The 13,899-nt window shown below is 63.7% G+C and carries 12 protein-coding genes; 5 read left to right on the top strand and 7 right to left on the bottom strand.

Annotated elements, in window-relative coordinates; translation table 11 throughout:
- From NKH04_RS04235 to NKH04_RS04215, 5 genes are all read right to left on the bottom strand, one after another.
- A partial coding sequence (locus tag NKH04_RS04235; protein ID WP_353044027.1) for an aldo/keto reductase occupies nucleotides 1–673 on the bottom strand: 673 nt, incomplete at its 3' end.
- A 19-nt stretch (nucleotides 674–692) separates the two neighbouring features.
- Nucleotides 693–1,640: an ABC transporter ATP-binding protein gene (locus NKH04_RS04230; RefSeq protein WP_352471355.1), complete on the bottom strand. Its 948-nt coding sequence runs from the start codon at nucleotides 1,638–1,640 to the stop codon at nucleotides 693–695.
- On the bottom strand, nucleotides 1,618–2,616 hold the full coding sequence (locus NKH04_RS04225; RefSeq protein ID WP_352471356.1) for an ABC transporter ATP-binding protein: 999 nt from the start codon (nucleotides 2,614–2,616) through the stop codon (nucleotides 1,618–1,620). Before NKH04_RS04225 ends, NKH04_RS04230 begins: the two co-directional genes overlap by 23 nt.
- Nucleotides 2,617–2,618: 2 nt before the next feature.
- Nucleotides 2,619–3,617, bottom strand: coding sequence for an ABC transporter permease (locus NKH04_RS04220; RefSeq protein WP_352471358.1), 999 nt, complete (start codon nucleotides 3,615–3,617; stop codon nucleotides 2,619–2,621).
- Complete coding sequence (locus NKH04_RS04215; protein ID WP_352449708.1) at nucleotides 3,617–4,603, bottom strand: ABC transporter permease; 987 nt, start codon at nucleotides 4,601–4,603, stop codon at nucleotides 3,617–3,619. The genes NKH04_RS04220 and NKH04_RS04215 overlap by 1 nt, the downstream gene beginning before the upstream one ends.
- Before the next feature lie 314 nt (nucleotides 4,604–4,917).
- Between NKH04_RS04215 and NKH04_RS04210 the strand changes: the two genes are divergently transcribed.
- Genes NKH04_RS04210 through NKH04_RS04190 form a run of 5 tightly spaced genes read left to right on the top strand, consistent with a single transcriptional unit; the run spans nucleotide 4,918 to nucleotide 11,323 of the window.
- A complete protein-coding gene (locus NKH04_RS04210; RefSeq protein WP_353044026.1) occupies nucleotides 4,918–6,528 on the top strand; it encodes an ABC transporter substrate-binding protein in 1,611 nt (536 codons plus the stop codon).
- Between the two features lie 59 nt (nucleotides 6,529–6,587).
- Nucleotides 6,588–7,772: an LLM class flavin-dependent oxidoreductase gene (locus tag NKH04_RS04205; protein WP_352471360.1), complete on the top strand. Its 1,185-nt coding sequence runs from the start codon at nucleotides 6,588–6,590 to the stop codon at nucleotides 7,770–7,772.
- Between the two features lie 9 nt (nucleotides 7,773–7,781).
- The gene (locus NKH04_RS04200) at nucleotides 7,782–8,819 is read left to right on the top strand and encodes an ABC transporter substrate-binding protein (RefSeq protein WP_352820131.1); all 1,038 of its coding nucleotides are present in this window, start codon (nucleotides 7,782–7,784) and stop codon (nucleotides 8,817–8,819) included.
- Between the two features lie 18 nt (nucleotides 8,820–8,837).
- Entirely contained in the window at nucleotides 8,838–10,055 is a 1,218-nt protein-coding gene (locus NKH04_RS04195) for an acyl-CoA dehydrogenase family protein (RefSeq protein WP_352820148.1), read from the top strand.
- A 5-nt stretch (nucleotides 10,056–10,060) separates the two neighbouring features.
- Nucleotides 10,061–11,323 (top strand): FAD-dependent oxidoreductase, encoded by a 1,263-nt coding sequence (locus NKH04_RS04190; protein ID WP_352616956.1) that lies wholly within the window; start codon nucleotides 10,061–10,063, stop codon nucleotides 11,321–11,323.
- 36 nt (nucleotides 11,324–11,359) lie between these two features.
- On the opposite strand, the gene NKH04_RS04185 is transcribed toward NKH04_RS04190, so the two are convergent.
- The gene (locus NKH04_RS04185; RefSeq protein WP_352616960.1) at nucleotides 11,360–12,451 is read right to left on the bottom strand and encodes a rhodanese-like domain-containing protein; all 1,092 of its coding nucleotides are present in this window, start codon (nucleotides 12,449–12,451) and stop codon (nucleotides 11,360–11,362) included.
- Nucleotides 12,448–13,809, bottom strand: coding sequence for an LLM class flavin-dependent oxidoreductase (locus tag NKH04_RS04180; RefSeq protein ID WP_352616995.1), 1,362 nt, complete (start codon nucleotides 13,807–13,809; stop codon nucleotides 12,448–12,450). The genes NKH04_RS04185 and NKH04_RS04180 overlap by 4 nt, the downstream gene beginning before the upstream one ends.
- Nucleotides 13,810–13,899 lie beyond the last annotated feature (90 nt).

Raw genomic sequence — 13,899 nt, 5'->3', positions numbered from 1 at the left:
CGGCGGCAGGCGCCTGGTTCGGCTCGTATTTGCCGGTCAGCACGCCGCGCGCCAGCGGGCTGTAGGAGACGACGCCAAGACCGTAGTAGGCGGCCGCCGGCAGCTGTTCGGCCTCGGCGGTGCGGTTGACGATGTTATAGAGCGGCTGGCTGGCTACCGGCCGGTCGATGCCGAGTTCATCGGCCAGATGCGCGACTTCGGCGATGCGCCAGCCACGAAAGTTGGAGACGCCGAAATAGCGCAGCTTGCCCTGGCGGATCAGGTCGGCGATCGCCCGCACCGGCTCTTCCAGCGGCGCATCGAAGACGGCGCGGTGGAAGTAGAACAGGTCGATATAGTCTGTTCCCAGGCGCCGCAGGCTGTTCTCGACCGTCTGGATCACCCATTTGCGCGAATGGCCGCCGAGATTAGGCCCCTTGTCATGCGAGTTGACGAACTTGGTCGCCACGACCCAATGATCGCGCGTCACCTTGATACCGCGACCGACGACTTCCTCGGACTTGCCGTTGTGGTAGACGTCGGCGGTGTCGATGAAGTTGATGCCTTGCTCGCGCGCCTTGTCGATGATGCGATGCGCGACCGTCTCCTCGGTCGGCCCGCCGAACATCATCGTGCCCAGGCTGAGCGGCGAAACCTTCAGGGCGCTGCGGCCAAGATAGCGGTAGTCGGACATTTTTCTGCTCCGTTGAATTTCAGTTGATGGTTGGTTCGGCGTAGTGGCAGGCGACATGGTGTCCCGGCGCGATCGCTCGGAACGCCGGTTCCTGCGAACGGCACAGATCGGTCGCCAGCGGGCAGCGGGTATGGAAACGGCAGCCGCTGGGGATGTTCTGCGGGCTTGGCAGATCGCCATGGATCGGCGCGGCCTGACGTCGGCGCGCCGGGTCCGGCACGGCATCCATCAGCGCGCGCGTGTAGGGATGCTTTGGCGAGGTCCACAGCGCCGCATTGTCGGCGCTTTCGACAATGCGTCCGAGATACATCACCAGCACCCGGTCGGCGAAATAGCGAACGACTGATAGATCGTGCGAAATGAAGAGATAGGACAGGCCGAGCTGACGTTTCATGTCGACCAGCAGGTTCAGAATCTGCGCCTGGATCGAAAGGTCGAGCGCCGACACCGGCTCGTCGCACACAACCAGTTCCGGATTGAGGATCAGCGCCCGGGCGATGCCGATGCGCTGGCGTTGCCCGCCGGAAAATTCATGCGGGTAGCGGCCAAGCGAATCCCTCGGCAGACCGACACGCTCGATGATGTCCTCGACGATGGTGCGCCGCTCGGCCGTGTTGCCGATGCCATGGACCTTCAGTGGTGCTGTCAGGATGTCGCCGATCGTGTGGCGCGGATTGAGCGATGCGAACGGATCCTGGAAGATCATCTGGATATTACGGCGCGCCGCCTTCAGCCGGCGCGTGTCGAGAACGGTGATGTCGGTGCCGTTGAACTCGATCCTGCCGCTAGTCGGGTCGACCAGCCGCATGATGGTCTTGCCTAGCGTCGATTTTCCGCAACCGCTTTCGCCGACGAGACCAACCGTCTCGCCGCGTCCGACTTCGAGGGATACGCCATCGACGGCGCGCAGCGTGCCGCCCTGGGCGTGGAAATGGGTGGAAAGGTCAGAGACCGAGAGCAGCGCCATGCGCAACCTCCGGAATGAAGCTGTAGGGGCAGGCGACTAGACGATCCTCGCTCACCTCGACGAGGTCGGGTACGAAATGGGCGCAGCTGTCGCGCGCCACCGCGCAGCGCGGGCGGAACGGGCAGCCCTTTTCGCCGGCGGCCGAGACGATACTGCCGGGAATCTCCGTCAGCCTGGCGTCGCGGTAGTGGAGATTGGTCTTCAGCCGCGGCGACGCCGCCAGCAGGCCGCGCGTATAGGGGTGAAGGGGTGTTCTGAACAGTGCGTCCGGCAGCGCCTGTTCAACCTTGCGGCCGGCATACATGACGACGACCTTGTCGGCCCATTGTGCCACGACACCAAGATCGTGGGTGATGAGCATGACAGCCATCGACAGTTCGCGGCGCAGCGTATCGAGCAGGTCGAGCACCTGCGCCTGGATGGTCACGTCGAGCGCCGTCGTCGGTTCGTCGGCAATCAGCAGGCGCGGCCGGCAGGCGACGGCGATGGCAATCATGATGCGCTGGCGCATGCCGCCGGAAAGCTGGTGCGGATAGTCATCGATGCGCCGCTGCGGATCGGGAATGCGAACCAGATTGAGAAGCTCGATGGCACGGTTCCGCGCTGCCTTGCCGCGTATGCCTTCGTGCAGCGTCAGCACCTCGGTGATCTGCCGGCCGATGGTCAGCACCGGATTGAGCGACGTCATCGGCTCCTGGAAGATCATGGCGATCTCGCGTCCGCGCAGGCTCCGCATAGCCTTCTGGTCGAGACCAAGCAGATCCTTGCCGGCGAATTCGATCCTGCCATTGGGTATTTTCGCCGAGCGCGGCAGAAGCTGCATCAGGGCGAGCGCGGTCAGCGACTTGCCGGAGCCTGATTCACCAACGATCGCCAGCGTCTCGCCCTCACCGACCTCGAAGCTCAGCCGGCTGACCGGCTCGGCGGTCGGGAAGCGAACCGTCAGATTGTCGATCCTGAGCAAAGGAGCCGCCATCTCTATCGCTCCTGTGAGAAGCGCGGGTTGAGCGCGTCGTTGAGGCCGTCACCGATCAGGTTCAGCGCCAGCACGGTAAAGACGATCGCCAATCCCGGAAGCGCTGTCAGATACCAAGCGGTGCGGATCAATTCCCTGCCCGCTCCGATCATCGAGCCCCAGCTGACGACGTTGGGATCGCCGAGGCCCATGAAGGACAGCGCCGATTCCATCAGGATCGCGGTCGCCACCATCACCGACGAGGTCACGATCAACGGCGGCAGCGCATTGGGCAGGATCTCGCGGAAGATAATGCGGACATGGCCGTAGCCGAGGCTGCGGGCGGCCATGACGAAATCCTTCTCGCGGATGGCCCGGAACTCGGCGCGGGTCAACCGCGCCACCGTCGGCCAGGTGATGACGGCGATCGCCACTGTCACGACAGGCGCGGTCGGCTGCGCGATCGCCACCATGACGACCAGCAGCACGAAGCTCGGTATGGTCTGAAAGATCTCGATCAGGCGCACCAGCAGGTCGTCGATCCAGCCGCCGAAGTAGCCGGCGGCGGCGCCGACCAGGATGCCGAAGCTGAGGCCGAGCGCGGTCGCCACCAGGCCGACGAACAGCGAAATCCGTGCGCCATGCAGAATGCCCGAAAGCACATCGCGGCCCATGGAGTCCGTGCCCAGTGGGAAGGCTGGGTTCTGGCCCGGCCACAGGAAGGGCCGCGCCACCATCGATAGCGGATCGGCCGGATAGAGGACTGGTGCCAGCAGTGCGGCCAGCACGACCAGTGACAGGAACACAACGCCGAACATGGCGTTGGGATTGCGCAGGAAAACCTTCAGCGCACGCCCGCCAGCGGCTATCGGCACCGACGCTGCCGAAGCGGAGCGTGCGTCGGGCGCGTGGAGATTGCTCCAACTCTTTGCCTCGGGTTCAGGCGGTGCCGCGGGCCCGCGGGCATCGGCATGGAGACGGCGGGAACGGGCATCGCCCGCGGCGAAATCGGTGGAAGCCATCAGCGTACTCCGATGCGGGGATCGAGCCAGGCGTGCAGAAGATCGACGGTCGCGTTGGCGATGATCACCAGCAGCGACGACAACAGAAGGATGCCGAGCAGCACGGTGAAATCGCGGCCCATGACCGCTTCGAAGGCGAGACGCCCGAGGCCGGGCCAGGAATAGACAGTCTCGACAACCACGGCGCCGCCGAGCATGCCGCCGACATGCATGCCGGCCATGGTGGTAATGGGGATCAGCGCGTTGCGCAGGACATGGCGAATGGTGATGATGGCCGGCGGCAGGCCCTTGGCTGCGGCGGTGCGCACGTAGTCCTGCGACTGGACCTCCAGCATCGCCGCTCGTGTCAGCCGCGCATAGATCGCCACGTAGAACAGCGCCAGCGACAGTGCCGGCAGGATCATGTAGCGCGCCCTGTCCCAGAGCCCGGCAAGGCCGGTCAGGTTGCTGCCGATGGTTCCCGAGCCGCCGCTCGGCAGCCAGCCGAGCTTGACCGAAAACAGCACGATCAGCATCAAGCCGATCCAGAAACCCGGGATTGAATAGAACAGCAGCGAAATAACGGAGAGCACACGATCCGGCAGGCGCCCGGCAAACACCGCCATCACCGATCCAAGGGCGAGGCCGAGCACAATGGCGACGGCCAGAGCCACCGCCATCAGCACTAGCGTGCCGGGCAGCCGCTGGCCGATCAGGTCGGCGACCGGCATGCCGTAGCGCGGCGAAAAGCCGAGGCTGAAATGCGCCAGATTGTAGAGATAGTTGAACAGCTGGACGAGAAGCGGATTGTCGAGCCCGAAGCGCTGGCGAAGCGCCGCCATCGTTTCGACAGTGGCCGAGCCAGCCTCGCCGGCCATGACATCGGCGGCATCGCCGGGCGCGAGCTGCAGCAGGAAGAAGTTCAGGATGACGATGCCCAGAACGGTCGGCACCGCCTGGATGGCGGTGCGCCGGAAGGTTCTGCCAATGCGCGTCAGGGTCGACATCGTTTTCGCTATCCCGGCTGTGGCTGACGATGCGGGTTTGCTGTTTCCCGGAAAGTTCCGCGCTTTTTAGTTGACAAGATTTATAGACATTGTCAAACCTGATTTAAGAAATTTTATCCTGCAAATGGCTTCATTGCAGAATAGAATTTTATTTCATACTACAAACTTAGCTGTTTGAAGTATGAAATCTTAAGCGCGGGAGCAGGTCGGCCAAATCTTTTCGCAAACGGGCCCGCTCTTGGAACGACGGATTTTTAGCCTGGCGGCCGACGATCGGCCGATCGGGTCCGGCAGCAAAAAAGGACCAGGACGCTATGTCTCATTTCCTCAGTCCGAACCGCCGCAGGTTCCTCGGCATCTCGGCGGCCGCGCTCGGAGCGACCCTGTTGCCTGCATCGCGCAGCGCCTACGCCGCCGAGCCGAAACAGGGTGGAACGGCGACGCTGGTGCTCTCGGCTGAGCCGCCTGTGCTGACGACCATCGCCCACACGGCATTCAATTCGGTCTACGTCTCGGCAAAGACCACCGAGGGCCTGCTGACCTATGATTTCGATCTCACGCCGCGCCCATCCCTGGCCAGACAATGGTCAGTCAGTGGCGATGGGCTGCAATACACCTTCAAGCTGCGCGAAGGCGTGAAGTGGCATGATGGCCAGCCGTTCACCGCCGCCGACGTCGCCTATTCGATCACCACGATCAGAGAGGTTCATCCGCGCGGCCGCAACACCTTCCTCAACCTTGTAGACATCCAGACGCCGGATCCGCTGACCGTAGCGCTGGTTCTGTCGAGGCCGGCGCCTTACTTGATCACGGCCCTGGCTGCGGCCGAAACGCCAATCGTGCCGAAGCACCTCTATGACGGCACAAAGGCAGCCGAAAATCCGGTCAACGTCGCTCCGGTCGGCACCGGCCCGTTCGTCTTCAAAGAATGGGTGCGCGGCAGCCACATCGTTTACGAACGCAATCCTGACTACTGGGACGCACCGCGCCCCTATCTCGACCGGTTGATCGTGCGCTTCATCCCGGACGCTTCGGCGCGCGCGCTGGCGCTGGAGACCGGCGAGATCGATCTGGCGCCGGCAACGCCGATTCCGTACAGCGATTTGCAGCGTTTTGAGACGCTGCCGCATATCGGCTTCGAGAAGCAGGGCTACCAATATTCCAATGGCATCAGCCGGGTCGAATTCAACCTGGAGAAAGCCTATTTCCAGGATGTTCGCGTCCGCCGTGCCTTCGCCCATGTCATCGACCGCAACGTCATCCGCGAGACGATCAACTATGGCTATGGCGAAACCATTCCAGGCCCGATCAACCCCAATCTGAAGAAGTGGTTCGTCGCCGACCTGAAGACCTATCCGGTCGACACGGCCGCCGCCGATAAACTGCTCGATGAAGCAGGCTTGCCGCGCGACGCCAACGGTACCCGGCTCAAGCTTGTCCACGACTATGTCCCGAGCGGCGAAACCTACAAGCGCGGCGCCGATTACATCAAGCGGGCATTGGCCGCGGTCGGGATCGAGGTCACCGTGCGCAGCCAGGATTTCGCCACCTACACCAAGCGCATCTACACCGACCGCGACTTCGACTTCACCTTCAACGGCATGAGCAATCTGTTCGACCCGACGGTAGGCGTACAGCGCCTCTACTGGTCGAAAAATTTCAAACCCGGCGTGCCGTTCTCCAACGGTTCGAAATACAGCAATGCCAAGGTCGACGAACTTCTTGAAGCGGCCGCCGTCGAGGTCGACCACGAAAAGCGCTTCGAGCAATGGGCCGCGATCCAGCAGATCCTTGTCGAGGACCTGCCCGATATCGGCATCGTCAGCCAACCGGAAATCACCCTCTACAACAGGCGCATAGCCGGTCACACGGTGGGCGCCGAGGGCAATGCCGGCTCCCTCGCAACCGCCCATATCGTCGCCTGAGCCTGACCCGTGCGCGGTCCTTCGCACGGGTTCCCTTCCTCCACCCGAGAAAGTTCGCCATGACGCTCGCCCACAAGCCTGGTTCCATCGTCGGCACGCCCTTCTTCAAGGCGCCGACCGACTATCCGGACAGCCCGCTGTCGAAAGCGCTTCAGCAGCCGGTGCTGCTCGGGCTATTCTTGCCGATCCAGGCCGGTGGCTGGACCAACTCGACCTTGCCGCGCTCGACCGACTGGCGCTTCGACTACAATCGCGACCTGACGTTGAAGGCCGAGGAGCTTGGCTTCGACCTCGTCTTCGCGCTCAGCCAGTGGCTGCCCAAGGGCGGTTATGGCGGTGTCTTCAACGGCCAGGCGCTGGACAGTTTCGTCTCCGTCGCGGCCATGGCCGCGATCACCAAGAAGATCATGCTGATCTCGACCATGCATGTTCTCTACGGTCCCTGGCATCCGCTGCATCTGGCGAAATTCGGCGCCACGCTCGACCACATCTCCGGCGGCCGCTGGGGCATCAACGTCGTCACCGGCCATCGCGCCGTCGAACATGAAATGTTCGGCTGGAACCGCATCGAGCACGACCGCCGCTATGAACTCGCCGCCGAGTTCGTCGAAGTGCTGCAGCGACTGTGGCAGGACGACGAGAATTTCTCATTCTCCGGAGAATCGAGCTGGAAGCTCAATGGCGGCTTCGTCACGCCCAAGCCGAATTACGGCCGGCCGATCCTGGTCAATGCCACCGGCTCCGACGCCGGCATTTCCTTTGCCGGCCGCTATTCCGACATCGTCTTCGTCACCAGCCCGGCCGGCTCCGACATCGCCAGCGCGCTGGAAGCGCTGCCGGCGCATACGAAGAAGGTGAAGGACGCAGCCCTCGGCGTCGGCCGCACCGTGCGCACGCTGCTCAACCCGCTGGTCATCAGCAGGCCGACCGAGAAGGAGGCCTGGGCGGTCGCCGATGAGATCGTCGCTCATGCCGACAGCCGCACGCCGAAAGGCTTCCAGACCTTCAACAGCGATGCCCAGGCCTGGAAAGGACGCGAGGGCCGCGACGATCCCTACGCCAAGGTCGGCGGCAACATCTATCTCATCGGCACGCCCGAACAGATCGTCGACCAGTTCGTCAAGTTGAAGGACGCCGGCATTGACGGCCTGCAGCTGTCCTTCTTCGATTTCAAGCCTGACCTCGAATTCTTCGGCGAGAACATCCTGCCGCTGATGAAGCAGGCCGGCCTGCGCAACACCTAAGGAGCCATCATGACCGCGACTGCGATCTCCGAAATCTGGTACACACGCTGCCCGGTGCCGACGCCTGTCGGGCTCGCCGCACAGCTCGGGCTTCTCGACGAGACCTTTCGCAAGGAGGGGATCGAATTGAAGTCGATCATCGATTCGCCCAATCGCGACATCCGCCAGAGCCATTTCAACCATACGCTCGACTGGTCGTTCCGCCACGGCGGCAACGTGCCGCCGATCCGCGCGCGGTCCGAAGGGCGCAAGACGCGTCTCGTCGGCATCACCTGGACCGACGAATTCCAGGCAATCATCGCCCTGCCCGGTTCCGGCATCAGGACAATCCAGGACCTGAAAGGCCGTCGCTTCGGCATCGCCCGGCGCCCCGAGGGAATCGTCGACTTCATGCGAGCGACGGCGTTGAAGGGACTGGTCTCGGCGCTCTCGCTCGAGGGCCTTGGCTATGGCGACGTCGAGATCGTCGACATAGCGCTGGCCGACAGCGTGCTCGACGGCCAGGAAGGACCGTCGCTGTTCGGCCTCAAGCGCAAGCAGCCCTATGGCGAGGAAGCCGCAGCCCTGATCCGCGGCGAGGTCGACGCCATCTATGTCAAGGGCACGGCCGGGATCAATGTCGCCAATCTGATCGGCGCCATCCAGGTCGTGGAATTCGGCTTCCACCCCGACCCGAACATCCGCATCAATTCCGGTTCGCCGCGCGTGCTGACCGTCGATGAACTGCTGGCGGAACAACGCCCCGATCTGGTCGCGCGACTGATCGAGACCATCCTGCGCGCCAGTGCCTGGGCCGAGGCGCATCCGGAAGAGACGCAGCGCTTTGTTGCCCGCGAAGCCGGGGCCACCGAGGAACAGGTGCTGGCCGCCAATGGCCCGGATGTCCATAAGCATCTCGGCCTCGGACTGCAGCCTGAGCTCGTCGCAGCGGTTTCCCACTACAAGGATTTCCTGCGCGACTGGGGCTTCCTCGCCGGCGATTTCGACGTCGAGCACTGGGTCGATCGCCGGCCGCTCGATCTGGTGAACATTCGGGCCGCCGCCTGAGAGAAAGCCAACGTCATGATGTCGACAATTGCCGAGTTTCCGCAACTCCTCGAGAAAGTGGCCGGCCTCGCCGACGACTTCGCGCTGACCGCCGCGCATCACGACGCGACCGGGGAATTCCCATTCGCCAATTTCGACCGGCTTCACCAGGCGGGGCTGCTTGGCCTGGTCACGGCGCGCGAACATGGCGGCTTCGGTGGCGGGCTGACGGAAGCACAGGCGGTGATCGCCGAGATCGGTCGTGGCGAGCCGTCGACAGCGCTGGTGCTGGCCATGCACTACAACAGCCAGTATGCGATGCGGAAATCCGGAAAATGGCCGCGCCATCTGGTTCAGCGGATTGTCGAGGCCGGGCGCCTTGGCCCTGCCCTGATCAACGCCGCCCAGGCCGAGCCCCGGATCGGCTCGCCAGCTCATGGCAAGCCGCCCGAAACCATTGCCCGGCGGGACGGCAACGTCTGGCGGATATCCGGCCACAAGAACTACGTCACCGGCATTCCTATTCTGAAATGGGTGAACTTGCTGGCGCTGACCGACGAGCCGCAGCCGCGTCTGGCTTCATTCCTGGTGCCGACCGACGCGCCTGGATTTCGCGTCGAAAAGACATGGAACGCCGCCGGCATGCGGGCGACGGCCAGCGACGACATCATTCTGGATAATGTTGCGGTTCCTGCCGAAGACATCACCGAGGCGCAGCCGGCATCCGAGCCGCTGAGGCGCGAGGAAAGCGCGACGGCGTTCTTCTTTTCGCTGATCGGCGCTGTCTACCACGGTGCCGCCCGTGCTGCCCGTGACCGGCTGGTCTCCTTTGTCAGCACGCACGCGCCGGCAAGTCTTGGTGCGCCGCTGTCGACCGTGCCGCACATCCAGTCAGGGCTGGGCGACATAGAGGTTCGGCTTGCGAGCAGCGCGCGGCTGCTGCGTTCACTCGCCGAAGATGTCGACGCCGGCCGGCCTGTGGGCACCGACGGCATGACGGTCAGGCATGTCGTCATCGACAATGCCGTTGCCGTCACCTCGCTGGCGCTGGAGCTTGCCGGCAATCCAGGCCTTAACAGAGATTTCCAGCTTGAGCGCCACCACCGTGATGCGCTGACCGCCCGTTCCCACGCACCGCAGAACCACATGATCCGCACGATCGCCGCCAAGGCGACGCTCAGCCGCCATATCGCCCGGCAGTTGGCCGAGACGCCGGCTATTGCCGCGGGCAAGCCCAAGCTCGCGGCGGTCGGTTGAGCGCCATGACAACAGAACATGTCGAAGTCGCCATCATCGGCGGAGGCCCCGGCGGCCTGACACTGGCGCAAGGCCTGAAGAAGAACGGCATCAGTGTCGCGGTCTTCGAGAAGGACCGCGCCCGCACCGACTATGTCCAGGGTTTTCGTCTGCGCATCCGCCAGCGCGGCATCGATTCCCTGATCGCCAATTTGCCGCCGGAACTCTACGACGCTTTTGTCGCCACGCTCGGCCAGGCGCCGGATCGCAACATCCTGCTCGACGAGAATTTCAACATCCTGGGCGAGGATGCCTGGGGCGGCGGCAACGCGCCGGGCGAGGCCGACGACACGCATATCGAAAAATCGGTAAGCCGTATCACGCTGCGCCAGGTGCTGTTGTCCGGCCTCGACGGCATCATGCGCTATGGCAAGGTCTTCTCTCGCTACGACGAGCAGCCGGATGGTTCGGTCGTCGCGCATTTCGAGGACGGCTCGGCAATCCATGCCGACGTGCTGGTCGGTGCCGACGGCGCCCGCTCGCGGGTGCGCCAGCAACTGGTGCCGCATGCGCGAAGCTTCGACACCGGCGTCAGGCGTCTGGCCGGCAAGATGACGCTGCATGCCGCAGCCCTTCACCAGATCTCGCCGCTGCTACTCGACTACAATGCCGGCGTCAGGCCAACCGAAGGTCATGGGCTTATGGTCACCAGCCACAGGGTCAATGTCGACGCATTCCGAAAGCATGGACTGATCGGGCTGGACGACGCCACCCACAAGGATTTTTCCGGCTTCCATTTCAACAACACCACCAGCTATGTCTGGTGGAACACCGCCTATGAAAAGGACGAACTTGCCACAGACGACGCGCTGGCAAAGCTCTCCGGTTCAGAACTGATTGACCTGCTGATCTCGAAGATCGCCCACTGGCACCCGGAAATCCTCAACCTCATCCGCTACACCGACCCATCGACGGTGGCGCTGCTTCATGTCCACAGCTCCGAACCTGTCGATCCCTGGCCGACGAAACCGGTGACGCTGCTTGGCGATGCCATCCACGCCATGACCTATTTTCGCGCGCTTGGCGGCAACACCGCGATCTACGACGCCGGGCTGCTGGTGCCAGAGCTGGTGGCCGCCAAACGCGGCGACAAGCCGCTTCTCCAGGCGCTGTCGGAGTATGAGGCCAAGATGCTGGAGCACGGCGCCAAAGCCGTGCGGTCTTCGCTGACGGCGATGCAGAAGAACGTGCTGGCGGGCCGTCGCCGCCAATCGGAAGCCGCCGAATAGTGGCCCCCGAAAAAATCGCCTGACAGTGCTCCTGCCCTACGCCGCTTCCACCAGGCTGGTCGACTGGAAGTCGTACAAGAGGATCGCGATCTCGAAGCCGCGCCGCTGCAGCCAATGCGCCGTCGTCGCCGCGCGGACACCGAGCAGATCGTCGATCAGCACGACGCGGGCGCCGCGCACGGCGATGGTGCGATAGGCGACACCGAGCAACTGCCCGCCCTCAGACGCGATCGACCCCGGAATATGCGCTTCGGCGAACTCGTCGGGCGTGCGCACGTCAAGCAGGTAGGTCGTCCGCGTTTCGTCCTTCGCCCAGTTTGCGGCCGTGGCCGCATTGATGCGGGGAAAGCTGTCGCCTTCGGCAAGCTTTGCGATGTGCTCCCCGGCGAAACGCTTGGCATCCTCGCTTGCCGGACCATAGATTGCGGTCTTGCCGGTTTCGAGTGCAAGACCGGCCTCGCGCCATGCCCTGGTGCCGTCGTGCAGATAGGCGACCCGGTTGGGCACGCCGGCATCGATCAGTGTCTGCGCCCCGATGATGGCGCGCGGCAGGCCGGCGCAGGAGACGACAACCTTCGTCTCCGGTGAACGCACCAGGTCGGCGAAGCGTAGCACCAGCTCGGCGCCCGGCACGCTGATGGCGCCCGGCACATGGTCCTTTTCGAACTCCGCCACCGTGCGGCTGTCGAGCACCACCACGTCGGCGCCTCGGCCTCTGAGCACCGCGAGCTCTTCAACGCTGACGACCGGGGTTCCCTTCTCGTCGCGGATCGCCAGCGAAAAATCGACGCCCGGCGTATCGAAGGTCGGCAGGTCTTCAACGCCGCTTTGCGTCCATTCCGGAATTCCACCGTTCAGCGAAAACAGCTGAGTACGGCCATACCCCACCAGTCGTTCGACAAGTTGCTCGGCAACGCCGCTGCCGTCGTCCGCCAGCACGGTGCGCACCGATTTGCGCGGGATGAAGCGGTCGATCTCGGCCTCGACCTGAGCCGCGGGCAGGTTGGTGGCGAACAGCGGCGATGCGTATCCGACAGTCGCGCTGTCGCGAATGTCTAGTACCGCCAGTTCTTCGCCATCCGCCAGCCATTGGCGAAACATTTTCGAATCGATCGTCCTGTCGCTCATGATGCTTTCCTCTCTTGCTGTTCAGCGGCGCCACGGATCGGACGCGCAAGGCCGAGGTTCTCGCGCAACGTCCCGCCTTCGTAAGCAGTCCGGAACAGACGCCGCCGCTGCAGCTCCGGAATGACGAGGTCGACAAAATCGGTGAGGCCCGTCGGCAGGATCGGCGGCATGACGTTGAAGCCGTCCGCCGCGCCACCGGCGAACCACTCCTCCATCATGTCGGCCACATCCTTTGGCGTGCCGACGATCTGGAAATGGCCGCGCGCGCCGGCAACGGCGAGATACAATTGGCGGATGGTCAGGTTCCGGCTCGCGGCCAATTCGGAAACGACTTTCAGGCGGCTCTTCACGGCATCGGAACTGCCCAGTTCCGGCAACGGTCCGTCGAGTGAATGGCCGGAAAGATCGACACCGCCGAGCAATCCTGAAACCAGCGCCACACCAACCACAGGATCGACCAGGCGCTGGATCGCATCGAACTTGTCCTCGGCCTCCGTGCGCGTCGGCGCGACGACCGGGAAGACACCGGGCATGATCTTCAAAGAATCGGCAGAGCGACCAAAGGAGCCCAACCGGCCTTTCAGCTCGCTGTAAAAACCTCGGGCCGATTCGATGGTCGGATGGGCGGTGAAAACCACCTCCGCCGTCTGCGCCGCCAGCTGCTGGCCGGCATCGGAAGAGCCGGCCTGAACGATGACGGGATGGCCCTGCGGCGGGCGGGCGACGTTGAGCGGCCCTTTGACGCGGAAATGCCGGCCGACATGGTCCGGGGCGTGGATGCCGCGCCGGTCGATGGCGATCCCCGAAGCCTTGTCGGCGACGAAGGCATCGTCGTCCCAGCTGTCCCAAAGCTTCTGCGCGACAGCGACGAATTCCTCGGCGCGGGCGTAACGGTCGGCATGAACGGGATGCTGGTCGAGGCTGAAATTCGCCGCCGCCGGCGCATCGGCTGAGGTGACGACATTCCAGCCTGTCCTGCCGCCGCTGAGATGATCGATCGAAGCGAACAGCCGCGCCAAGTGGAACGGCTCCCAATAGGTGGTCGAGGCGGTCGCAACGAGCCCGATCCCTTGCGTGATGGTCGAGAGCGCCGACAAAAGCGTCAGCGGCTCGAAATGCACGACATGGCCGGTGCGCTCGAAGGTCTCGATCGGCTGCTCGCCATTGCGCGCGCTGAGGCTGTCGGCCAGAAACACCATGTCGAACAGGCCACGCTCGGCAGTGCGCGCGGCGTCCGCATAGTGCTGGAAGCTCAGGCCCGGATTGGCAGGCACATCGGGATGGCGCCAGGCAGCGACATGATGGCCCGGTCCGCGAACAAAGGCTCCAAGCCTTATCTTTCGATTTTCAGTCATCAGCGGTTCTCGGGCTGGTCGCAAAGGGCGTTCCTATCTAGCGCCTGCCAAACCCGCTGAGTGAAAGAATGCCTTTCGCCAGCTGGCAATTAT

This window comes from Mesorhizobium sp. M1365 (genome assembly GCF_040317865.1).
In the GTDB taxonomy this organism is placed as follows: domain Bacteria; phylum Pseudomonadota; class Alphaproteobacteria; order Rhizobiales; family Rhizobiaceae; genus Mesorhizobium.
The sequence above is the reverse complement of the archived record's forward strand: the minus strand, read 5'-3'. Positions and strand labels throughout refer to the sequence as shown.